Raw genomic sequence first — 20,404 nt, forward strand, 5'->3', positions numbered from 1 at the left:
GCCGTTGTAACGCCCGGGGGGTGGGCCTGCCTGTACGTCAATCAACGTATGTTGCACTGCGTCATAGGCTCCTAGTATGCCCTCACCCTCCGGGCCGCGGCATGTGTCGCGCATGCTCGGTTTCCCTGGTCGTGATCCATTGAGGAGTCATCGATGTCTGGCAAAACCCCTTTTGATAATGCTCCGGAACTGCCCTCGCGCCGGCGCCTGGCCCTGGCTTTTGCCTCCCTGCCGCTGTTGGGCATACCGGCGCTGTCGCGCGCGGCCGCCCCGGCCACTTCCGCCATCAACACCACCGGCCTGGCCATTACCGACACCGAAGTCACGGTAGGCCAGTTGCACTCGGCGACCGGCACCATGGCCATCAGCGAAACCGGGTCGATTCAATCCGAGCGCCTGGCCATCGAGCAGATCAATGCCATGGGCGGGATTCTGGGCCGCAAGATCAAGATCATCCAGGAAGACGGCGCCTCGGACTGGCCGACCTTTGCCGAAAAGGCCCGCAAACTGCTGGTTAGCGACAAAGTCGCCACCGTGTTCGGCTGCTGGACCTCGGCCTCGCGCAAGGCGGTCTTGCCGGTGTTCGAGAAAGAAAACGGCCTGCTGTATTACCCGACCTTTTATGAAGGCCTGGAGCAATCCAAGAACGTCTTCTATACCGGCCAGGAGGCCACGCAGCAGATTCTTTCCAGCCTGGACTGGCTGTCGCGCGAGAAGAAGGCGCGCTCGTTCTACCTGATCGGCTCTGACTACATCTGGCCGCGCACCTCGAACAAGATTGCCCGCAAGCATATCGAGAACGTGCTCAAGGGCGAAGTGGTTGGCGAGGAATACTACCCGCTGGGTCACACGCAATTCGGTTCGCTGATCAACAAGATCAAACTGAAAAAGCCCGATGTGGTCTTCGCCGTGGTGGTGGGCGGCAGCAACGTGTCGTTCTACAAACAGCTCAAGGCGGCCGGCGTCACCAGCGGCAAGCAAAAGCTCCTGACGATCTCGGTGACCGAAGATGAATTGCTGGGTATCGGCGGTGAAAACGCCGAGGGCTTCTGGTCGTGCATGAAGTACTTCCAGAGCCTGGACAATGCCAACAACAAGAAATTCGTCGAAGCCTTCAAGGCCAAGTACGGCGCCAACGCCGTGATCGGCGATGTGACCCAGGCGGCCTATCTGGGCCCCTGGCTGTGGAAGATGGCGGTGGAAAAGGCCGGCAGCTTCGATGTCGACAAGGTGGTCGCCGCCTCGGCCGGCCTGGAGTTCAAGGAAGCGCCCGAAGGCTACGTCAAGATCGATCCCAACCACCACCTGTGGAGCAAGACCCGCATTGGCCAGATTCGCAAGGACGGCCAGGTTGACGTGATCTTCGAAACCCCGGAACTGATCAAGCCCGATCCCTTCCCCAAGGGCTATCAGTAATCACCTCGATCCGGGCGCCGCGCGCGGCGCCCTTTTCACTGCCGGGAGCCATCCATGGAATCCTTTTCCGAACTCGGGGCCATCCTGCTGATGCAGGGCTTCAACGGCTTATCGGTCTTCAGCGTGTTGTTGCTGATGGCCTTGGGCCTGGCGATCATCTTTGGCCAGATGGGCGTCATCAACATGGCCCATGGCGAGTTCCTGGCGGTGGGCGCCTATTGCACCTATCTCTGTTCCGAACTGGTCCAGCAGTACGCGCCCGGCCTGATGCCGGCCTACTTCTTCATCGCCATCCTGTTGGCCTTTGCCGTGACTTTCGGCCTGGGCTGGCTGGTCGAGTGGCTGATGATCCGGCATCTCTACCGTCGGCCCCTGGACACGCTGCTGGCAACCTGGGGCTTGTCGCTGGTGCTGCAACAAACACTGCGCTCGCTGTTCGGCCCGCGTGAAGTCAGCCCCACGCTGCCCGACTGGCTGATGGGGTCCTGGCAACCGCTGGACGGCGTGGACATCCCCATCAACGGGCTGTTCGTCATGTCCATCAGCATCCTGCTGACGGGCGGGCTGCTCTTGGCGTTGTTCCGCTCAACCTGGGGCCTGCATGTGCGCGCCACGGTGCAAAACCGCGCCATGAGCGGCGCGGTCGGCATCGACACGAAGCGCGTGGACCGCGTGACGTTCTCGCTGGGCTGCGGTATCGCCGGCATTGCCGGCGCGGCCTTCACAACCATCGGTTCCACCGGCCCGACCAGCGGCTCGCTCTACATCGTCGACACCTTCCTGACCGTGGTGTTCGGCGGCGCGGCCAGCCTTTTCGGCACCATCGCGTCGGCCTTCGTCATCGCGCAGACGCAATCGATCTCGGAATTCTTCATGACGGGTTCGATGGCAAAAGTGCTGACGCTGTCGGCCATCGTGATCATTCTGATGCTGCGCCCGCAAGGCTTGTTCAGCATCAAGGTACGCAAGTAGGGGCGGATCATGCAGAAATTCTTTCGCAATGTCGTGGGTGGACGTGAAGGGCTGGCTGGGCTGGCGATTCTGGCGCTGCTGCTCTTTGTGGTGTTTCCGCTAAGCCTGGACGTCTTCCGGCTCAATCTGATTGGCAAATACCTTTCCTATGCCTTTGTCGCGCTGGGCCTGGTGCTGTGCTGGGGCTATGGCGGCATCCTGAGTCTGGGCCAGGGGGTGTTTTTCGGCTTGGGCGGCTATTGCATGGCCATGTTCCTGAAGCTGGAAGCCTCGACGCCGGAGGCCACCAAGATTCAGTCCACGCCCGGCATCCCGGACTTCATGGACTGGAACCAACTGACCTCGCTTCCCTGGCTCTGGGTGCCCTTCAAAAGCTTCTGGTTCACCTTGATGGCGGTACCGGTGCTGCCCTGCCTGCTGGCCTTGATTTTGGGCGCGGCCATGTTCAAGCGCCGCGTGGGCGACACCTATTTCGCCATCGTGACGCAGGCCGTGGCCCTGATCCTGTCGGTGCTCATCATCGGCCAGCAAGGCTGGACCGGCGGCGTCAACGGCATCACCGATCTGAAGACGCTGCTGGGCTGGGATATCCGCACGGACAGCGCGCGGCTGGTGCTGTATTTCATCAACGGCGCGCTGCTGTTTGCCTGCATCCTGTTCGGCCGCTACCTGCTTTCTTCCAAGCTGGGCAAGCTCTTGATGGCCATGCGCGACAAAGAAGAGCGCGTGCGCTTCTCGGGCTATGACGTCGCCAGCTTCAAGGTCTTTGTCTTCTGCGTGGCCGCCGTGTTCTCGGCCATCGGGGGCGCCATGTTCACCTTGCAGGTCGGCTTCATGTCGCCTTCCTTCGTGGGCATCGTGCCGTCCATTGAAATGGTCATCTTCGCCGCGGTCGGCGGCCGTCTGTCCCTGCTGGGCGCGGTCTACGGCACGCTGCTGGTCAACTTCGGCAAAAGCTATTTCTCCGAGGCTTTCCCGCAGCTCTGGCTGTTCCTGATGGGCGGCCTGTTCATTGCCGTCGTGATGGCCTTCCCTAATGGGCTGGCTGGTCTGTATCAGCAATACGCCCAAAAACGCCTGGCGCGCAAAGCACCGCGCCGCGAGGCGGATGGTGCCACGGAGGCCGCATGAACCCCTCAGAGTTCGCGTTGTACATCGAAGGCCTGACCGTCTCGTTCAACGGCTTTGTCGCCGTCAACGACCTCAACCTGTATGTCGATCAGGGAGAGCTGCGCGTGGTCATCGGCCCCAATGGCGCCGGCAAGACCACGCTGCTGGATCTGATCTGCGGCCGCACCAAGGCCACCGCCGGCTCTATCCGCTTCAAGGACACAGAGCTGACCGGCCTGGCCGAATATGAAATCGTGCGGGCCGGCGTGGGCCGAAAGTTTCAGACCCCCTCTATCTACGAAACCCTGTCCGTGCGCGAAAACCTGGAAGTGTCGTTACCGGCCGGGCGCAGCGTGTTTGGTGCGCTGACCTTTCGACGTAGTGCGGCCGTGATCGAACGGGTCGAGCAGGTGGCCGAAGAGATTTTTCTTGCTGATCACCTCGATCGCTCGGCGGAGCTGCTCTCGCACGGTCAAAAGCAATGGCTGGAAATCGGCATGCTGCTGATGCAGGAGCCCGAGCTGATGATGCTGGACGAACCGGTGGCCGGCATGAGCGTGTCCGAGCGCGAGCGCACCGCCGAACTGCTCAATCGCATCAGCCGCAATCGATCGCTCATCGTGATCGAGCATGACATGGAGTTCGTAAAAAACATCGCGCACAAAGTCACGGTGCTGCACCAGGGCCGTGTACTGGCCGAGGGCAGCATGGACATGGTGCAGTCCGATCCGCGCGTGGTTGAAGTCTATCTCGGCCACTGAGGCCAGGAGGCAATATGTTCAATATCGCTGGCCTGGTGTCAGGCTATGGCCAAAGCAAAGTCATCCACGGTGTCGACCTTGCCGTGGCTGCCGGTGAAATCGTCGCCGTGATGGGCCGCAACGGCATGGGCAAGACCACGCTGTTCAAAACCATGATGGGCATGCTGCCCACCATGCAGGGCTCGATCTCGCTGGATGGCAAGGCGCTTGAACGCCTGGAGAGCCATCAGCGCGTGCGCAGCGGGGTGGCTTACGTGCCGCAGGGACGCATGATCTTCCCGACGCTGACCGTGGAAGAGAACATCCGTACCGGCATGCGCGGGCGGGCACTGCGCGACACCATTCCGGAAGATATCTACGCCCTGTTTCCGGTGTTGCACGACATGCGTGGCCGGCGTGGCGGCGATCTGTCGGGTGGGCAGCAACAGCAGCTTGCCATCGCCCGCGCCTTGGTCACCAACCCGCGCGTGCTGCTGCTGGACGAACCCACCGAGGGCATACAGCCGTCCATCATCAAGGACATCGCCCGCAGCCTGCTGGAGATTCGCAAGCTGCGCAATCTGGCCATTGTGGTGTCCGAACAAGTCTTGAGTTTCACCATGCAGATCGCCGACCGGCTCATCGTGATCGACAAGGGCCGCTTCGTGCACGAAGACCCGCGCGAGCGCGTTGACGAGAAGACGATCAGCAAATACCTGTCTGTCTGAAGTCGTTGTCCATCTCAAAGGAGCATGACATGCCTGAAACCCTGATCAAGGTCGACCTGGCCCAATCCCCCTACGAAAACGAAGGCGTGCACAATCGCTGGCATCCCGATATTCCCATGGCGACGTGGGTCAAGCCGGGCGATGATTTCGTGCTTGAAACCTACGACTGGACGGGCGGCGCGATCAAGAACGATGACGATGCCTCTGACGTGCGCGATGTGGACCTGTCCACGGTGCACTTCCTGTCCGGCCCGGTCGGCGTCGAAGGCGCCGAGCCCGGTGACCTGCTGGTGGTGGACCTGCTGGATATCGGCGCCAAGCAGGAAAGCCTGTGGGGCTTCAATGGCTTTTTCAGCAAGAACAATGGCGGCGGCTTTCTGACCGAACACTTCCCTTCGGCGCAAAAGTCGATCTGGGATTTTGAAGGCATGTTCACGACCTCGCGCCATATCCCCGGTGTGCGCTTCGCCGGCCTTATCCATCCGGGCTTGATCGGTTGCCTGCCGGATCAGGCACTGCTGGACACGTGGAATGAGCGTGAACAGAAGCTGATCGACAGCGATCCCGAGCGCGTGCCGCCCCTGGCCAATCCGCCGGCGCCCAAGACGGCGCACATGGGCAAGCTGAAGGGGGCCGAGCGGGATCGTGCCGCCGCCACCGGCGCACGCACCGTACCGCCGCGCGAGCACGGCGGCAACTGCGACATCAAGGATCTATCGCGCGGTTCGCGGGTGTTCTTTCCGGTCTACGTCAACGGTGGCGGCCTGTCGGTCGGCGACCTGCACTTCTCGCAGGGCGACGGCGAGATCACCTTCTGCGGCGCCATCGAAATGGCGGGTTGGGTGCATATGCGCGTGTCGCTCATCAAGGGCGGCATGGCCAAGTACGGCATTCGCAATCCCATCTTCAAGCCCAGCCCCATCACGCCCAACTACAAAGACTATCTGATCTTCGAAGGCATTTCGGTCGATGAAGGCGGCAAGCAGCACTATCTGGACGTGCACATCGCTTATCGCCAGGCCTGCCTGAACGCCATTGAATACCTGAAGAAGTTTGGCTATTCGGGCGCGCAGGCGTACTCGATATTGGGCACGGCGCCGGTGCAGGGCCACATCAGCGGCGTGGTGGACATTCCCAATGCCTGCGCGACCTTGTGGCTGCCGACCGAGATCTTCGATATCGACATCCAGCCCAATGCGCTTGGCGACGTACCGCAGATAACGCGCGGCATGGACATGCCCATCGCCAAAGACCTTTAAGGAGGCACCATGCCGCTCTATGACTATCGCTGCCAGGACTGCGGTGAGTTCTCGGTGCTGAGGCCCTTGTCGCAATGGCGTGACCCAGCGCCTTGCCCTGATTGCGGTGGGGCTTGCGAGCGCTTTGTGAGCGGCGCGCCGGCGGTCTCGGCGTTGTCCTCGGCAATGCACCGCGCCCGCGCCGTCAACGAACGCGCCGCCCATGAACCCCGCAGCACGCGCAGCGGCCACGGCATGGGTTGCGGTTGCTGCTCAGGCGCCAAAGCCACCGGCCGAACACGCCAGACAGCCGACGGCGGCAAAACCTTCGCCGGCGCGCGGCCCTGGATGATCAGTCACTGAAAGTGGGCGGCGACAGCGTAAATGACTCACGCATGTCGCGCGCCTCTTCAATGGGTGTCCTTCCAAACAGGCGCTTGAATTCCCGGCTGAATTGCGAGGTGCTTTCATAGCCCACGCGCCCGGCGGCCCCGGCCGCGGTGGCGCCGTCGCGGATCATCATTAGGCGTGCCTGGTGCAGGCGGGTGGACTTGATGTACTGGATGGGCGAGGTCTGCGTCACCGTGCGGAAGTTTGCATGAAACGCGGGCACGCTCATGCCGGCTTCTTCAGCAAGGTGGGTCACATTCAGCGGCGCGGCGTAGTCGGCGTGGATGCGCTTCAGCGCTTTCGCGACGCGGCCGAATCGCCCGTGGTGGGCTAGCGCTGCGCGCATCGCGCCGCCCTGTTCACCCGTCAATACGCGGTAGCAGATCTCGCGCACCAGACTGGGGCCCAATATCTTGGCGTCCCTGGGCACCGTCAACGCCTCCAGCAGCCGCACCGTCGCGCTGGCCAGATTGTCGTCAAGCTTGGTGGACACCATGCCGTTGGGTGGTTCGTCGGCCAGGCCCGTGGCGCCGATCTGCATGATCAGGTCGCTGAGTTCGAGCAAATCCAAACGGATGGATACGGCCAGCATCGGCTCTTCCGGCGAGGCCTGCGTTTCCGTTGAGAACGGCAACGGTACCGACAGCACCAGGTAGTGCTGCGCGTCGTAGATGTAGACCTCACTGCCCAAAAAGCCCAGCTTGCGGCCCTGGCAAACGATCACGATGCTCGGTTCGTAGAGCACCGGCGTGCGGCCCAGCGGCCGATCAGAGCGCATCAGCCGAACGCTTTCCAACGTGGTCTGCGTGTAGCCCTCGTTAGGCGCCAGCTTTTGAATAAGGCTGATCATCTTGATCGAGGCGGGGAAGCGGGCTGTCGACACCGCGGTCTCCTGGTGGTTCGCGATAGCCGAAATTCTAACTGCACCCAGAGCGGGGTGCCAGCGCAAACGATAGGAATAGGCAATAACGGCATTGGTCCGTGTATTCGCCTGGAAGCGGGCGATCCCTATCATTCACTTAACGGCACACAAGCAATAACGCTTCATTTAGGGCCGTAATCCGGCAGCGGCGGTTCCAGGGGTCACCGTGGGCGTCGTTGGCCAGATTCGAACCAACGATAGGAGTATGCAACATGGCACGAAATTCAAACGAATCCAAAGTCATTCTGATCACCGGCGCCAGCAGCGGTATTGGCGAGGGCGCCGCCCGCTTGCTCGCGGCACAGGGCCACCGGCTTGTCATTGGCGCGCGCCGCACCGACAGGCTTGCGGAACTGGCTCAATCGATTGAAGCGGCTGGCGGCGTGGTTCGCTATCGCGAACTTGACGTGACCTCGGCCGATTACACGGCGGCGTTTGCGCGCTTCGCGCTTGACGCGTTTGGCCGCATTGACGTGCTGGTCAACAACGCAGGGGTGATGCCGCTCTCGCCGCTTAACGCGCTGAAGGTCGACGAGTGGAATCGCATGATCGACGTGAATGTGCGTGGCGTGCTGCATGGTATCGCCGCCGTGCTGCCGACGATGGAAGCGCAAGGCCAGGGCCAGATCATCAACATTTCATCGATCGGCGGCCTGACGGTGTCGCCCACGGCGGCGGTGTACTGCGCGACCAAGTTTGCGGTGCGCGCCATCTCAGACGGGCTGCGCCAGGAAACGGACAAGATCCGCGTCACGGTGATCTGCCCCGGCGTTGTGGAATCCGAACTTGCCGACACCATCTCCGACGACACCGCGCGCACGGCCATGCGGGAATTCCGCCGCATCGCCATCACGCCGGATGCCATCGCCCGCGCCATTGCCTACGCGGTCGAGCAACCCGCTGACGTCGACGTCAGCGAGATCGTGGTGCGGCCTACTGCCAGCCCGTACTGAACACCGCTACGCCAGGCCTCATCAATCAAGGAATTTTTATGAACCCCAAACCCACATCCCCTGTCTGGTTCATCACCGGCGCGTCGAAAGGCGTCGGCCGTCAACTCGTGACGCATCTGCTGAAGCAAGGCTGCCGCGTGGCTGCGACCTCCCGCGCAGCCGCTGCGCTGACCGAGGCGTTCGGCGCGACCTCGGACCGCTTCCTTCCGCTTGAGGTCGATCTGACTAGTGATCACAGCGTGCAAGCAGCCATCGACAAGACGGTACAAACCTTCGACGCGATCGACGTCGTGGTGAACAATGCCGGCTACGCCCAGCAAGGGGCGGTCGAGGCCTTGTCGGACGACGAGCTGCGCCGCAATTTCGAGGTGAATTTCTTTGCGCCGATGGCTGTGCTGCGCCATGCGCTGCCGCACCTTCGTCGCCAGCGCAGCGGACACATCATCAATATTTCGTCCATCGTCGGCTACCAAGGCGGCTACGCGGGTTGGGGCAGCTACGTCGCCAGCAAGTTCGCCTTGTCAGGGCTGACGGAAGCGCTCGCGGCGGAAGTGGCCGAGCTGGGCATCCGCGCAACCGTTGTCTACCCGGGCCCGGTGCGCACCGACTTCCTGAGCAGCGGCGCATTGGCGGTGGCCAAGCGGCAGATCGACGATTACGCGGAGGCCAAGGCGTCGCTGGATCTGCATCTGGATACGTTGCATGGCCACCAGGCCGGCGACCCTGACAAGCTTGCGCTGCTGATTATTCAGGCCGCGACGGTTGAATCGGCACCGCTGCATCTGTTTGCGGGCAAGATTGCCAATGAACTCGCGGCAGTCAAGGCAAGCGCGGTCGCAAAGGATCTTGATGCGTGGAGAGGGTCGTCTGAGGCGACCGACTTCGCGGACGATAAGTCGATGATTTAAAAGCGGTTTGGATGGTTTTTCGGTTTTTTGTTCGAACCATCCAAAACCCAATGAAATCATGGGCTTAGCTGCTTTCAGCCGCCTGCGCACGCAACCACTCCGCCACCGTCTGAACCGGCGCCGAACTCGGCCGGTCGGCATACATCGCCAGGTGATAAGTGTGCCCGTCGATCTCGGGCCCGAATGGCTGCACCAAATGGCCGGCTTCCAACTCGTCGGCAATCAACGCCAGGCTGACCAGCGCAATCCCGTGCCCGGCCACGGCCGCTTGTATCGCATGCCCCTCATCTGAAAAACGCAACTGGCTTGCTTGTTGCGGCAGCGGCAATTGCGCGACGGCGAACCAGCGTTCCCAAGTGGGGTTTTCAGGATGCGCCTGCTTCCAGTCGAAACGGATCAAGGGCACGCGCGCCAGATCAGCCGGTGAGGTGACGCCCAGGCGGGGATTCGCCACGGGAGCGAAGCGGTCGGCGAACAAGGGTTGCGTGACCAAGCCGGGATAGGGTCCGCGACCATAGCGGATGGCGATGTCGACCGCCGTGGATCGCAAGTCGGCAAGCTCGTCGCTGGCCTGCAACTGCAAGTCGATGCCGGGATGCTGGCCGCGGAAATCGCTCATGCGCGGCACCAACCACTTCACGGTGAACGCATTGGTGGCCGAGATGCTGACTTGAATCCGCGTGCGCTGTTGGGTCAATCGGGCGAGCGTGGCCTCGAAGGCATCGAAGCCGTCACGCAGCACCGGAAACAACTGCGCGCCGGCTTCGGTCAGCGCCACCTTGCGCACCTGGCGGTCGAACAGCGCCAGCCCGGTCTGCGCCTCCAGGGCGCGAATCTGGTGGCTGACAGCGGTTGGCGTTACCGCCAGTTCGGTGGCGGCGGCCTTGAAGCTGCCCAGGCGGGCGGCGGCTTCGAAGGCGCGTAGAGCGGACAGCGGAAGGGTGCGGCGATGCATGGCGGTGGGCTTATAGATGAATTTATCTCTTCTTATAGCTGACAAATGAACCTTTGTCAGGGGGGCGGCGTATTCCTAAAGTAGAGGAATGGATCAGTCATACATGGCTGATCATCCCACCATCTACAAATGAGGAAATTCGCATCATGCTGAAACGTGTCACCACCCAACCCGACAACTACGCACCCTTCCTGCTGTCGCAGGGCATCCAGTTTGGCAATCTGCTTTTCATCTCGGGGCAAGCGGGCGCCGCCGATGACGGCAAGATTGTTGAAGGCGGCTTCATGGCGCAAGGCGAGCAGGCATTCTCCAACCTGCGGCGTGCGCTGGAAGCCGGTGGCTCCAGCCTGGACGACGTCATCAAGGTCACCATCTTCGTGACCGACATGGGGCACTTCAAGGACGTCGTGGCATTGCGCCGTCGCTTCTTCTCGGCACCCTATCCGGCCGACACCATCGCCGAGATCAAGGCCTTGTACGACCCCGCCGCCATGATCGAAATCGAAGCCATCGCGGCCGTGCGCCACCAAGAGGGCGATTGACATGAACACGCCTGTCGATCGTTCCGTCAGCAATACGCCGACCGCGCACGCCGGGCTGTTCACGCCGCTGCGGATAGGCACGGCGCTGAGCCTGCCGAATCGTCTTGCCGTTGCGCCCATGACGCGCGTCAGCGCCACGGCAGACGGCCACGCCACCACGTTGATGGCCGATTACTACGAGGCCTTCGCGGCCGGCGGCTTTGGCCTGGTGATTACCGAGGGCATCTATACGGACAAGGCCTATGCACAGGGCTATCTCTTTCAGCCGGGGCTGGCCGACGACGCGCAGCGCGATGCGTGGCGCGCCGTGGTGGACCGCGTGCACGGCCAAGGCGGCCGCATCGTGGCGCAGTTGATGCATGCGGGGGCGCTGTCGCAGGGCAACCCCTATCGCGATACGACCAAGGGTCCTTCGGCGGTGTTGCCGAAGGGGCAACAGATGGCGTTCTATCGTGGCGAAGGGCCGTACCGCATGCCCGAAGCGATGTCCGCCGATGACATCGCCGAGGCCATCGACGGGTTTGCGCAAGCGGCGCGCCGCGCGCAAGAAGTGGGGTTCGACGGCGTGGAGATCCACGGCGCCAACGGCTATCTGCTGGACCAGTTTCTGACGGCCCACACCAATCTGCGCGATGACCGCTACGGTGGCAGTCTGGACAAGCGGCTGCGCTTGACGGTGGATGTCATCCAGGCGGTTCGGCAGGCCACGTCGGCGCCATTCGTGGTGGGCGTGCGTACTTCGCAAGGCAAGGTGAACGACTTCACGCACAAGTGGGACGGCGGCGAGGCCGATGCGGCGCACATCTTCCGCACGCTAGGTGCGCAGCCCATCGACTACCTGCACACGACGGAATTCGAGGCCTGGCGGCCTGCTTTTGGCGAGCATGGTGTAAGCCTGGCGGCTCTGGCGCGCAAGCAGGTTTCCGTGCCGGTACTGGCGAACGGTTCCTTGCATGACGCGGCGCGGGCCGAAGAAATGCTTGCCCGGCAAGAGGCGGACTTCGTGTCGCTGGGGCGCGGGGCGCTGACGCACGCCGACTGGCCCGCTAGGCTGCGCGCGGGTGTGGCGCACGAGGCATTTGATCGGGGTCTGCTGGCGCCGATTGCTGACCTGGCCAATGCGATTCGTCATCGTGCGCAGCATCAGCCTTGTATTGCGGACGTGGTGGCGGGTTAGACGCCGCGCCTTCAGTGCTGCTGCGTAGCTTTTCCGCCTGGGTCACCGGGGCAACCATGGTGGGCGTGGGCTGTGCTGCCGGGCTCAAGGGCAGCGGCAGCATCGGCGGCACGCCCACCACGAAGCGATAAGGTAGTTGCGGCAACAGGCCTTGGATGGTGCCCAGGTCATTGGCCGCGTCGGCGCGCACCTGCAAGGCGGTCTGCTCGTCTCGCAATGCCCGATTGACCGCGATGGCGTGCGCGTCCAGTCTGGCTTGCTGGTCATGGAACGCCTGGATGGCCAGCTTCAAGCAGTGGGCGGTGTACTGATCGCGCAGTGGGTCCGTGGATGCGCCAGGCACATCGGCCTTCGGACTGGCCGATTGCCGGGCCGCCGACGTGGCTGCCGCCGCCGTCGCAGCAACCGTTGCCTGCCGCGCGGAATGAATGCGCGCGAACTGCTGCGCCTGGGCTCGTGCCGCGTGTTGAGCGCGGTAGGGGTCCGGGACTGCGTCGATGCGGGTGTGGCCAATCGGGTCGACGGCGCTGGAACTCATGGCAACTCCTTGCGTGGCCGTGGCGAATCACGGCCCATGGCTTGATGGCATACCGTTGCGGCATGGCGGGTCAGCATGACCGTAGGCATGGCCAGCGGCTATCGCTGCCCGCCGCCAGCTTTCTGCGCGCGTCGCTGCATACCGATCCAGATCAATTGCGCTACCGACCCCACGAGAAACACCGCGAACCACGTCGCCAACGCCCCTCGCACCAACGGCGATTGCGGCCCGTCGGCAAGCGGATGGGAAACGGGCAGCCGCGTCAGCGTTTCCGCGATGCCCGGCACGCACATCAGGAAATAGCTGAATGAAAACCCAAGCTGCGACAGATAAGGATGCGCGCGGGACAGCAGGGGCAGTCGCGGCACAAGCAATGCGCCCGCCACCGACAGCAGCGCCAGGATGCCCAGCGCATGCCCGACATTGAACCCGCCCGAACTGGACAACCCGAACGACGTCAGCACCGCAATCAGCAAGCCGCCCAGATAGATCTTGCCGGTTCGCGTTGCGCTGTGGATGCCGCGATAGCGCACAAAGCTGTACGCGCCTGCTGCAAGAGGCACCAGGCTGATGAGGGTGTGCGCGGCCCCCAGGGTGGAAATAGGATGTGGCATGGGGAAGGCTCCTAAAAAACAACCGACTAGTTGGTCGGGGGAAAAGTTAAAAAAAAGCGCACCGTTTTGAATTGCCGATGCGCGTCCTGCTGTGATCAGGTCGAGGCGTCCAACTGCTTGATGGCGGCGCTGGAAATCGTGGCGAATACCTTGGGGGCGCCCAATGCCCGCGCGGTCAGCATCGCGCCGTGCAAGGTCGACATGAAGGCTTGCGCGTCTGCCTCGACGTTGTCGCGCAATTGGAATTGGCCTTGCGACACACCGCTTTCCAGCACCGACGCGATCCACGCGGTCAGTTCGCCGAAATAGGCGCGCACCTCGTCCGCGATCAGCGGGGGAATCATCGGCAATTCAGCGGCCAGCATGGCGCAGATGCACATGGGCATCGTGCCTTCGCGGATGCAGGTGGCCCAGTAGTCGGCGTAGGCGGTCAAGCGCGCGCGCGGGTCTGGCACATGTTGGTCCAGCGCCGCCAGGCCCTGCCGCGCTTGCGCGCGGTGATGCGACACCACGGTAAGGACCAGGTCCGCCTTGGTGGGGAAGTGATGATGGATGCTGGGCTTGCCGATATGCACCCGTTCGGACACATCGGCGTAGCTGAACCCGTGATAACCACCGGCGCCCAGCAGCAGCCGGGTCTGCTCGACAATCTCAAGGGCGCGGGGGGAAAGCTCCAAGCTCATGGGTAACAACTCTGGTCTGCTGAAAAAAAACGAAGCGCCGGGGCGCGCAGTGGCGTGGGATGGTTGAAGGATTCGCGTGGCAGCCAATCTACTAGTTGGTCGGTTACGTTGTCAAGCGGGGTCGCAGCCGGAAAGCTCGTGCGTAGGAGGGGGGGATGGATAGCACGGCGCCGTTACCGGAATTAGAAACTGATAATCTTTTTTTCAGTTATTAATTAATAACCGTTGTGCAAGTCGATATTATGCTGCTGTTAACCCGCTTTTCAGTTTCGTGAATTAATAATAAAAAACACGAATTTCAACATTCACTAACAGGTCGGCGACAACGCTATGTTGCCGTTTGTGTAATGAATGTAATTATTTGAGGGATTCCCCGGGGTTTATTACGGAACCTCTGACTTATTTGCACAGCAAAATAAATCTTTAGAAAGAAAATTGCTGTCCAGCGCCTCTACGATTCGTCTGCTCGCCGCCCAGCACCGTGATTTGGGTATCGAGACGTAACAACACCCCTAGCAAAAAGTCCGCCCAAGCGGGACAAAAGTAAATCGATTTCACGTCGATTTTTTGTCTTTTGGGCGTCGATTTCTAGTGTCCTAGACACGACGAAAACAGTGAGGCCCCCGTGGTAAAGAGAATCGCAGTGTGTGGCCTTGGTTATGTCGGCCTGCCCGTGGCAGTCGCATTTTCCAAGCGCTTTGATGTCATCGGCTTTGATGTGGATAAGCGGCGAATCGCGACACTGAAAGAGGGACATGACTGGACTGGCGAGATCGAACGTGACGCATTGCTAGCGTCTCCCATGACCTTCACCGACCAGATCTCTGAACTGGAAGGTTGCGACTTCTTCGTGGTCGCCGTCCCGACGCCCGTGGACGAAAAAAACAACCCCGACTTTTCCCTGCTGGTGCGGGCGTGCCGGTCCATCGGCCCCGTGCTGCGCCCGGGCTGCATCGTTGTCTTTGAATCCACCGTCCACCCCGGCGCCACCGAAGAAATCTGCGGCCCCGAGCTGGAAAAAGTGTCCGGCTTGCGCTGCGGCGTCGATTTCAAGCTGGGCTACAGCCCCGAACGCATCAACCCGGGCGACCGCGAGCACCCGCTGGAAAAGATCGTCAAGATCGTGTCCGGCCAGGACGAAGCGTCGCTGGAAATCATCGCGGGCGTCTACGAAAAAATCATTGATGCCGGCGTACACCGCGCCTCGTCCATCAAGGTGGCCGAAGCCGCCAAGGTGCTGGAAAACACCCAGCGCGACATCAACATCGCGTTGATGAACGAGATGTCGAAGATCTGCGACCTGGTCGGCATCCGCACCTCGGAAGTCTTGAACGCCGCCGGCACCAAGTGGAACTTCCTCAAATTCACGCCGGGCCTGGTCGGTGGCCATTGCATCGGTGTCGACCCGTACTACCTGACGTCCAAGGCGCAGGAACTGGGCTACCACCCCGAAGTCATCCTGTCGGGCCGCCGCATCAACGACGGCATGGCCAACCACGTGGCCTCGCGCATCGTGCAGAACCTGGCGCGCGCCGGTCGCCTGAATGCGTCGACTCGCGTCGGCATCCTGGGCATGACCTTCAAGGAAAACGTGCCTGACATCCGTAATTCCAAAGTCGTCGACCTCTACAAGGCGCTTGGCAACTACGGCATTACCCCGGTCGCGTGCGACCCGATGGTCGATCCGGACCAGATGGAGCACGAATACGGCATCCAGCTCGTCAAGCGCGAAGATTTCCGCGACATGGACGTGCTGATTCTTGCAGTTCCGCACCGCGAAACCATGGAGACCATCTGGGAAGACATGCCCACCTTGGTCAAGAGCGGAGGCATGGTGTGCGACTTGAAGTCTGTGCTTGATAGCAAGCGGCTCGCCTCCGACCTCTTGTACTGGACTCTTTAAGTTCAGGCTCGCTATCCCTCACTACAGGAGAGACCCTGAATGACCGCATTTACCATTGCTCCGATCGGCACCTGCCGCATCCACACCCCGCTGCGCGACGCCGTGGGCCGCTACCCCATCAAGTTGCAGCTGGGCCGCAACTACGGCTTTGTGCACACCAGCGCCGAGGCGCTGCAGCAAGCGCGCTTCATGTTCGGCCAGGCCGATATTCCGGCCGACGTGCAGCGCCTGGTGTTCCGCCCGTCCAACGGCGAGCAGGCTCGCCGTGGCACGCACAAGCCGGCCGACCTGTACATGGTCGAGCTGTCCTCGCGCAAGCTGCTGACCATTGACGGCTACCCCATCCAGTCCAACTACCTGGGGCGCTACTTCAGTGAGTTCTTCGCCGACCGCACCCGCACGCGGATGTTCTGGTCCATGGCGCACGCAGACCGCCTGGCTGAACGCCGCGCGCTGCTGGACCAGGATCCGGTCTTCAAGGGGCTTTCCCAGGACGACCGCGAGCTGCTCGCCCGCATCGTCAAGCGCGACCAGACGGACGAAGAGATCGACGGCGAGATGCGTCAGTTGGTGGACCTGCTGGGCCACGACAAAGTGGTGTTCGTCACGCACGTCAACGCCTTGACGCCGGACAACGTGCCGATCGAACAGCGCGCCCAACTGATTGCCGCGGTGGCCGCCGGCGCGCAGCGCATCGGCGTGCCGTGCTATGACCCGACGCCGCTGATGAACAAGATCGGCCAGGCCGATGCGATGGAAAACGGCGGGCTTGACCTGACGCACTACACGCAGACCTTCGCCGAGCGCCTGTACGCCGAGTGGTTCAAGAACTACATGCGTCCGCGCATGAGCACCGCCACGACGCAGCCCGTTGTGCCCAAGCTGACCGCGGACGAAAGCGCCGAGCGCATTGAAAAGATCTGGGAATCGGGCGACCTGCGCGAAGCCTCGCGCCGGGTGCGCGACGTGCTGCGCCGCCATCCCGGCCTGCCCGAGCACACGCTGCTGTTCGCTCGCATTCAAGAAGAACTGGGCGACTACGAAGGCTCGCTGGCGCTACTGGGTAGCGCGGACGGCGCAGACGGTGCGTTGGCCACCGGCAGCAAGGCCGAACAGGTGCTGATGCGCAATCAGTTCAAGCTGGGTCGCTACGACGTGGCGTACTCGCTGGCGGCCGGCCTGCTGGGCGACGAAATCGAAACCCCCGAAATCGTGCGCATCGCCGCCGTGTCGGCGGGGCAGTTGGGCTATGTGGACGAAGCGCTGGGCAACTGGAAGCAACTGTTCCGCATTGCCTCGCCGGACGAGGCCAGCGCGCTGGAAGCGGCCGACACGGTGCTGTCGCTGCTGCAAGCCAGCGGTGACATGGAAGCGGTGTTGCGCTGGGTTCAGGAAGTGCGCGAGGCCATTCCGTCGCATGGCCGAGGCTTTGCGGTGCTGTGGCGCGACAGGCTGTTGAATGGTGACCGCGCGGCGCTGCGCGTGCTGGCGTCCGAGTCGCCCGCGCTGGACGACGTGTTGGCGCTGGAACTGGTCAAAGAGGCTTCGTGGCGCGGCTTCATCCTGGCGGCGGCGGCGTTGGCCGTGTCTTGCCGACTGGCCCAGAGCGAGCGGGAAGACATCCGCGCCTGGCTGTTGTCGCAATCGTCCGCATGGGCCGAAGAAGGCACGCGCGCCTTGGAAGAAGGGCGCTTGCGTGACGCGGCAGAACGCATCTGCGCGCACCGCCTGCTTAACCCCGATGCCTTGACCGCCCTGCGCTCGCAGCGCGCCTTCGAACGTGCCATGCGCCTGGGCGTGCGCGCCGCGCTCTTGGCGGGCAACCACAAGGAAGTGATCGACCTGACGGACATCGCGCTGGACAGCCAGGTGGAGTTCCCCGAGCTGGACACCATGCGTGGCCGCGCCGCAGACGCCCTGGGCGACAAGCAAACCGCGATGCGCCATCTTGAGCAAGCCGCGGCGGAAGAAGCCGCCCCGCTCAGCACGCAGTTGTACTTTGCCCGCGTGGCATTCAACGGCGGCTGGTTCGGCGAAGCCATCGACGCCTACAAGATGGTGCTGGCGCATGCATCGGCCGATCAAAGCGCCAAGGACGAAGCCGAGCGCCAGCTTGGCAGACTGGGCCCGCGCGCCATCCGTGGCGCCCGCGAAATCCTGGCCGCCGGCGATCATCGCGGCGCCTGGAACCTGCTGGAGCGCGTGGCGCAGGCGTGGCCGGCCATGACCGAGGTCGAACACGAGAAGCGCCGCATCATCGCGGTCTTGTATGCCGAAGCGCGTGCGCTGGATCCGGCCAGCACCACCGAGCGCCTGGCGCTGGGCGAACGCATTCTGCAGCTTGTGCCGACCGACGCCATCGGCCTGCGCCTGGCCGCCGTGGGCGCCATGCGCCTGCATCGCTTCGAGCACGCCCTGCCTTACTGGCGGCGCCTGAAGGAACAGTCCGACAACCCGGCACAGTACGACCACTACATCGACCGCTGCCTGGTGTGGATTGAAAAGGCCAACCGCAGGAAGGCCGCATGAACCCGCCGCTGACAGCCGAGCGGACTGGCGTAATGTCCGACCTTCAATGGGTGCACGCCCAGTTGGAGGAGATCGTTGCGGCGTCGGTGCGGGTTCAGGTCGCCCAGGAAAACTTGCCGCGCGCCGAGGCGCTGGCGCGCGATCACCTGGAAGACTCCAAAGTGCGTTTTCTGCTCCTTCGACTGAAGGAGTCGGCGGGCTTGAACGAGGGCATGGCCGAGCAGTGGGCCACGCTCTTGAAAGAATGGCCGGACGATCTTCTGATCGTCCGCTACTGCGCGACTCGCCTCGTCAAGGAACGGCATGTCGACGAGGCCCTGGCCTTGGTCGACCGCCATCTGCCCGAGTCGTCGGAGAACCCCTCGCGCTTGTTTGCGCGTGCCAAGTTGCTGAGCGACATCCGCGCGCACGCGCAGTCGGATGCGCTGTTTCGCCGCTTGATCCTGCAACATACGGATCGCAATATCCGCGTCGAATTCGCCAAGCGCCTGCGCAAGCGCGGCTTGCTGCTTGAAGCCTATGAAGCGATCCGGCCCGTGGCCAGCCATCTGGCGCCGGGCAGCAAGGCGGCGGAACTGGCCGAGGGCCTGGCCCGCGACTACGCCTTTTATCGCGGCCTGGAACCCGAGGCGGCGCTGGCGGGCAAGGACATCAGGATCGTGTCGATGAAGCATGCGATCCTGCATTTTCGGAATCGCCAGATTCCCGAGCAGCCGCCGGAAAAGCCGATCTCGGTGGCGCTGGTTACCGGCAGCCTGGGGCCGGGCGGCGCCGAACGGCAATTGACGCGGCTGGCCGGTGAATTGACTCGCATGGCCGAATTGCCTGACCAGGTATTGCCTGGCAATGGCGCGGCCCCCGCGCTGATGCGGCCGGAAAAGGTCGAGGTGATGGTCAAGCAGCACACCGAGCCGTCCGGGTCCTCCAAGAAGCAAGGCTTGGACTTCTTCCTGCCCGTGCTGGTGAAGGCGCAGATTCCGGTCACCGAAATCAACCGCTTGCCCGCCGTGTCGGTGGCGCATCAGTCCGTGCCCGACGGCCGTCTGGGCCGCCTGCTGGAACAGTTGCCGCCGCCCGTGCACTATGGCGTCACGCGCCTGGCGCCGGTGTTGCGCGCCAACCCGTTCGACGTGGTCAGCTTGTGGCAGGACGGCACGTGCCTGTTCGGCGCACTGGCCGCGCTGCTGGCCGGCGCCCCGACCATCCACCTGGTGTTTCGCGGGCTGCCACCGAACATCCGCAAGGATCGGTTCCGCGAGGAATACCCCGAGCTGTTTCAGGCGCTGGCGCAGGTGCCTGGGGTGTATTTCGTCAGCAACAGCCGCACGGCCGCCGAGGCCTATGCGGACTGGCTGGGCATTCCCATCGTGCGTTTTCACGTGCTGTACAACGGCGTGCCGGACCTGGCCGTCAATGCCTCTCCCGCGGACGAAGCCAAGTGGGAGGCCTTCAAGGCCAGCACCACCGACGCGACGGAAACGATCGGCGGCGTGTTCCGCCTGGAGCCCGACAAGCGCCCGCAACTGTGGATCAAGCTTGCCGCGCTCTATCTGAAACGACGACCACAAGCGCGCTTTGTCATCGTGGGCGACGGCCGCCTGCACGACAACATCGTGGCGCTGGCGGAAGAGCTGCGCGTGCAAGACCGGCTGCTCTTGGTCGGCCTGTCGAACCACGTGGGCTACTGGTATTCGCAAATGGATGCCAGTGTGCTGCTGTCGCGTTACGAGGGCTTGCCCAACGTGCTGATCGAGGCGCAGCTTCTGGGCGTGCCGGTGATCTCCACACCGGCCGGCGGCGCGGGCGAGTGCTTTGTCGAGAACGAAACGGGGCATCTGCTTTCGGATGTCGAGCACCCGGACATGCACGAGGCTTGCGACAAGGTGGAGTCGATGATCGACCTGGCGCGCACCAACCAGGACTTGAAAACGCAAAGCCGTCAGCGGGCACAGAACCTGTTTTCGCTGGACGCGATGTTGTCCATGTTCCTGAGCCTGTGCGTGCCCGTCATGCCCGTCTCCGAAAACGATGAGCGCATCGACTACGTGCCGATGCAACGGATGCTTGCCTGATGGGCGGCTTTGAG

18 protein-coding genes are annotated in these 20,404 nt (G+C 62.8%); 14 read left to right on the forward strand and 4 right to left on the reverse strand.

Annotated elements, in window-relative coordinates; translation table 11 throughout:
- Nucleotides 1–153 precede the first annotated feature (153 nt).
- The 7 genes from urtA to ACE04A_RS27935 are packed head-to-tail and all read left to right on the forward strand — an operon-like array spanning nt 154 to nt 6,567.
- On the forward strand, nt 154–1,416 hold the full coding sequence (urtA, locus tag ACE04A_RS27905; protein ID WP_259252720.1) for an urea ABC transporter substrate-binding protein: 1,263 nt from the start codon (nt 154–156) through the stop codon (nt 1,414–1,416).
- Between the two features lie 54 nt (nt 1,417–1,470).
- Complete coding sequence (gene urtB, locus ACE04A_RS27910; RefSeq protein ID WP_105559008.1) at nt 1,471–2,388, forward strand: urea ABC transporter permease subunit UrtB; 918 nt, start codon at nt 1,471–1,473, stop codon at nt 2,386–2,388.
- A gap of 9 nt (nt 2,389–2,397) precedes the next feature.
- Complete coding sequence (urtC, locus tag ACE04A_RS27915; RefSeq protein WP_259252721.1) at nt 2,398–3,519, forward strand: urea ABC transporter permease subunit UrtC; 1,122 nt, start codon at nt 2,398–2,400, stop codon at nt 3,517–3,519.
- On the forward strand, nt 3,516–4,259 hold the full coding sequence (gene urtD, locus ACE04A_RS27920; protein ID WP_485820734.1) for an urea ABC transporter ATP-binding protein UrtD: 744 nt from the start codon (nt 3,516–3,518) through the stop codon (nt 4,257–4,259). Before urtC ends, urtD begins: the two co-directional genes overlap by 4 nt.
- A gap of 14 nt (nt 4,260–4,273) precedes the next feature.
- Entirely contained in the window at nt 4,274–4,966 is a 693-nt protein-coding gene (urtE, locus tag ACE04A_RS27925) for an urea ABC transporter ATP-binding subunit UrtE (RefSeq protein WP_279993632.1), read from the forward strand.
- Nucleotides 4,967–4,995: 29 nt separating this feature from the next.
- Nucleotides 4,996–6,225 carry a formamidase gene (gene fmdA, locus ACE04A_RS27930; RefSeq protein WP_105559005.1) on the forward strand — a complete coding sequence of 410 codons (1,230 nt, stop codon included), beginning with the start codon at nt 4,996–4,998 and terminating at the stop codon, nt 6,223–6,225.
- A gap of 9 nt (nt 6,226–6,234) precedes the next feature.
- A complete protein-coding gene (locus ACE04A_RS27935; RefSeq protein WP_448716870.1) occupies nt 6,235–6,567 on the forward strand; it encodes a zinc ribbon domain-containing protein in 333 nt (110 codons plus the stop codon).
- Here the strand turns inward: ACE04A_RS27935 and ACE04A_RS27940 are convergent.
- Entirely contained in the window at nt 6,557–7,444 is an 888-nt protein-coding gene (locus ACE04A_RS27940) for an AraC family transcriptional regulator (RefSeq protein WP_485820815.1), read from the reverse strand. The two genes, ACE04A_RS27935 and ACE04A_RS27940, sit on opposite strands and share 11 nt — an antisense overlap.
- Before the next feature lie 284 nt (nt 7,445–7,728).
- Here ACE04A_RS27940 and ACE04A_RS27945 point away from each other — a divergent pair, with 284 nt between their 5' ends.
- Nucleotides 7,729–8,469 carry an SDR family oxidoreductase gene (locus tag ACE04A_RS27945; RefSeq protein WP_448716871.1) on the forward strand — a complete coding sequence of 247 codons (741 nt, stop codon included), beginning with the start codon at nt 7,729–7,731 and terminating at the stop codon, nt 8,467–8,469.
- A 38-nt stretch (nt 8,470–8,507) separates the two neighbouring features.
- Nucleotides 8,508–9,377: an SDR family oxidoreductase gene (locus ACE04A_RS27950; RefSeq protein WP_279993639.1), complete on the forward strand. Its 870-nt coding sequence runs from the start codon at nt 8,508–8,510 to the stop codon at nt 9,375–9,377.
- Nucleotides 9,378–9,441: 64 nt separating this feature from the next.
- On the opposite strand, the gene ACE04A_RS27955 is transcribed toward ACE04A_RS27950, so the two are convergent.
- On the reverse strand, nt 9,442–10,332 hold the full coding sequence (locus ACE04A_RS27955) for a LysR substrate-binding domain-containing protein (protein WP_448716872.1): 891 nt from the start codon (nt 10,330–10,332) through the stop codon (nt 9,442–9,444).
- A 146-nt stretch (nt 10,333–10,478) separates the two neighbouring features.
- On the opposite strand from ACE04A_RS27955, the gene ACE04A_RS27960 reads away from it, so the two are divergent.
- Nucleotides 10,479–10,874 (forward strand): RidA family protein, encoded by a 396-nt coding sequence (locus ACE04A_RS27960; RefSeq protein ID WP_127183183.1) that lies wholly within the window; start codon nt 10,479–10,481, stop codon nt 10,872–10,874.
- Nucleotide 10,875: 1 nt separating this feature from the next.
- A complete protein-coding gene (locus tag ACE04A_RS27965; RefSeq protein WP_485820735.1) occupies nt 10,876–12,051 on the forward strand; it encodes an oxidoreductase in 1,176 nt (391 codons plus the stop codon).
- A gap of 636 nt (nt 12,052–12,687) precedes the next feature.
- Here ACE04A_RS27965 and ACE04A_RS27970 read toward each other — a convergent pair.
- Together ACE04A_RS27970 and ACE04A_RS27975 are read right to left on the reverse strand one after the other, a co-directional pair.
- Nucleotides 12,688–13,203 carry a hypothetical protein gene (locus ACE04A_RS27970; protein WP_448716874.1) on the reverse strand — a complete coding sequence of 172 codons (516 nt, stop codon included), beginning with the start codon at nt 13,201–13,203 and terminating at the stop codon, nt 12,688–12,690.
- Between the two features lie 95 nt (nt 13,204–13,298).
- On the reverse strand, nt 13,299–13,886 hold the full coding sequence (locus ACE04A_RS27975) for a TetR/AcrR family transcriptional regulator (RefSeq protein ID WP_448716876.1): 588 nt from the start codon (nt 13,884–13,886) through the stop codon (nt 13,299–13,301).
- A gap of 643 nt (nt 13,887–14,529) precedes the next feature.
- On the opposite strand from ACE04A_RS27975, the gene ACE04A_RS27980 reads away from it, so the two are divergent.
- From ACE04A_RS27980 to ACE04A_RS27990, 3 genes are read left to right on the forward strand one after another with little or no spacing between them, the layout of a single operon-like run.
- Complete coding sequence (locus ACE04A_RS27980) at nt 14,530–15,789, forward strand: nucleotide sugar dehydrogenase (RefSeq protein WP_100853466.1); 1,260 nt, start codon at nt 14,530–14,532, stop codon at nt 15,787–15,789.
- A 39-nt stretch (nt 15,790–15,828) separates the two neighbouring features.
- Nucleotides 15,829–18,318: a hypothetical protein gene (locus ACE04A_RS27985; RefSeq protein WP_259252736.1), complete on the forward strand. Its 2,490-nt coding sequence runs from the start codon at nt 15,829–15,831 to the stop codon at nt 18,316–18,318.
- On the forward strand, nt 18,315–20,390 hold the full coding sequence (locus tag ACE04A_RS27990) for a glycosyltransferase (protein WP_448716879.1): 2,076 nt from the start codon (nt 18,315–18,317) through the stop codon (nt 20,388–20,390). Before ACE04A_RS27985 ends, ACE04A_RS27990 begins: the two co-directional genes overlap by 4 nt.
- Nucleotides 20,391–20,404: the final 14 nt, after the last annotated feature.

The organism is Achromobacter colocynthidis, from assembly GCF_057334535.1.

Excerpts from the sequence above, each read along its gene's own strand:
- urtA (WP_259252720.1), top strand. The coding sequence starts at position 154 with ATGTCTGGCAAAACCCCTTTTGATAATGCTCCGGAACTGCCCTCGCGC.
- urtB (WP_105559008.1), top strand. The coding sequence starts at position 1,471 with ATGGAATCCTTTTCCGAACTCGGGGCCATCCTGCTGATGCAGGGCTTC.
- urtC (WP_259252721.1), top strand. The coding sequence starts at position 2,398 with ATGCAGAAATTCTTTCGCAATGTCGTGGGTGGACGTGAAGGGCTGGCT.
- urtD (WP_485820734.1), top strand. The coding sequence starts at position 3,516 with ATGAACCCCTCAGAGTTCGCGTTGTACATCGAAGGCCTGACCGTCTCG.
- urtE (WP_279993632.1), top strand. The coding sequence starts at position 4,274 with ATGTTCAATATCGCTGGCCTGGTGTCAGGCTATGGCCAAAGCAAAGTC.
- fmdA (WP_105559005.1), top strand. The coding sequence starts at position 4,996 with ATGCCTGAAACCCTGATCAAGGTCGACCTGGCCCAATCCCCCTACGAA.
- ACE04A_RS27935 (WP_448716870.1), top strand. The coding sequence starts at position 6,235 with ATGCCGCTCTATGACTATCGCTGCCAGGACTGCGGTGAGTTCTCGGTG.
- ACE04A_RS27940 (WP_485820815.1), bottom strand. The coding sequence starts at position 7,444 with ATGATCAGCCTTATTCAAAAGCTGGCGCCTAACGAGGGCTACACGCAG.
- ACE04A_RS27945 (WP_448716871.1), top strand. The coding sequence starts at position 7,729 with ATGGCACGAAATTCAAACGAATCCAAAGTCATTCTGATCACCGGCGCC.
- ACE04A_RS27950 (WP_279993639.1), top strand. The coding sequence starts at position 8,508 with ATGAACCCCAAACCCACATCCCCTGTCTGGTTCATCACCGGCGCGTCG.
- ACE04A_RS27955 (WP_448716872.1), bottom strand. The coding sequence starts at position 10,332 with ATGCATCGCCGCACCCTTCCGCTGTCCGCTCTACGCGCCTTCGAAGCC.
- ACE04A_RS27960 (WP_127183183.1), top strand. The coding sequence starts at position 10,479 with ATGCTGAAACGTGTCACCACCCAACCCGACAACTACGCACCCTTCCTG.
- ACE04A_RS27965 (WP_485820735.1), top strand. The coding sequence starts at position 10,876 with ATGAACACGCCTGTCGATCGTTCCGTCAGCAATACGCCGACCGCGCAC.
- ACE04A_RS27970 (WP_448716874.1), bottom strand. The coding sequence starts at position 13,203 with ATGCCACATCCTATTTCCACCCTGGGGGCCGCGCACACCCTCATCAGC.
- ACE04A_RS27975 (WP_448716876.1), bottom strand. The coding sequence starts at position 13,886 with ATGAGCTTGGAGCTTTCCCCCCGCGCCCTTGAGATTGTCGAGCAGACC.
- ACE04A_RS27985 (WP_259252736.1), top strand. The coding sequence starts at position 15,829 with ATGACCGCATTTACCATTGCTCCGATCGGCACCTGCCGCATCCACACC.
- ACE04A_RS27990 (WP_448716879.1), top strand. The coding sequence starts at position 18,315 with ATGAACCCGCCGCTGACAGCCGAGCGGACTGGCGTAATGTCCGACCTT.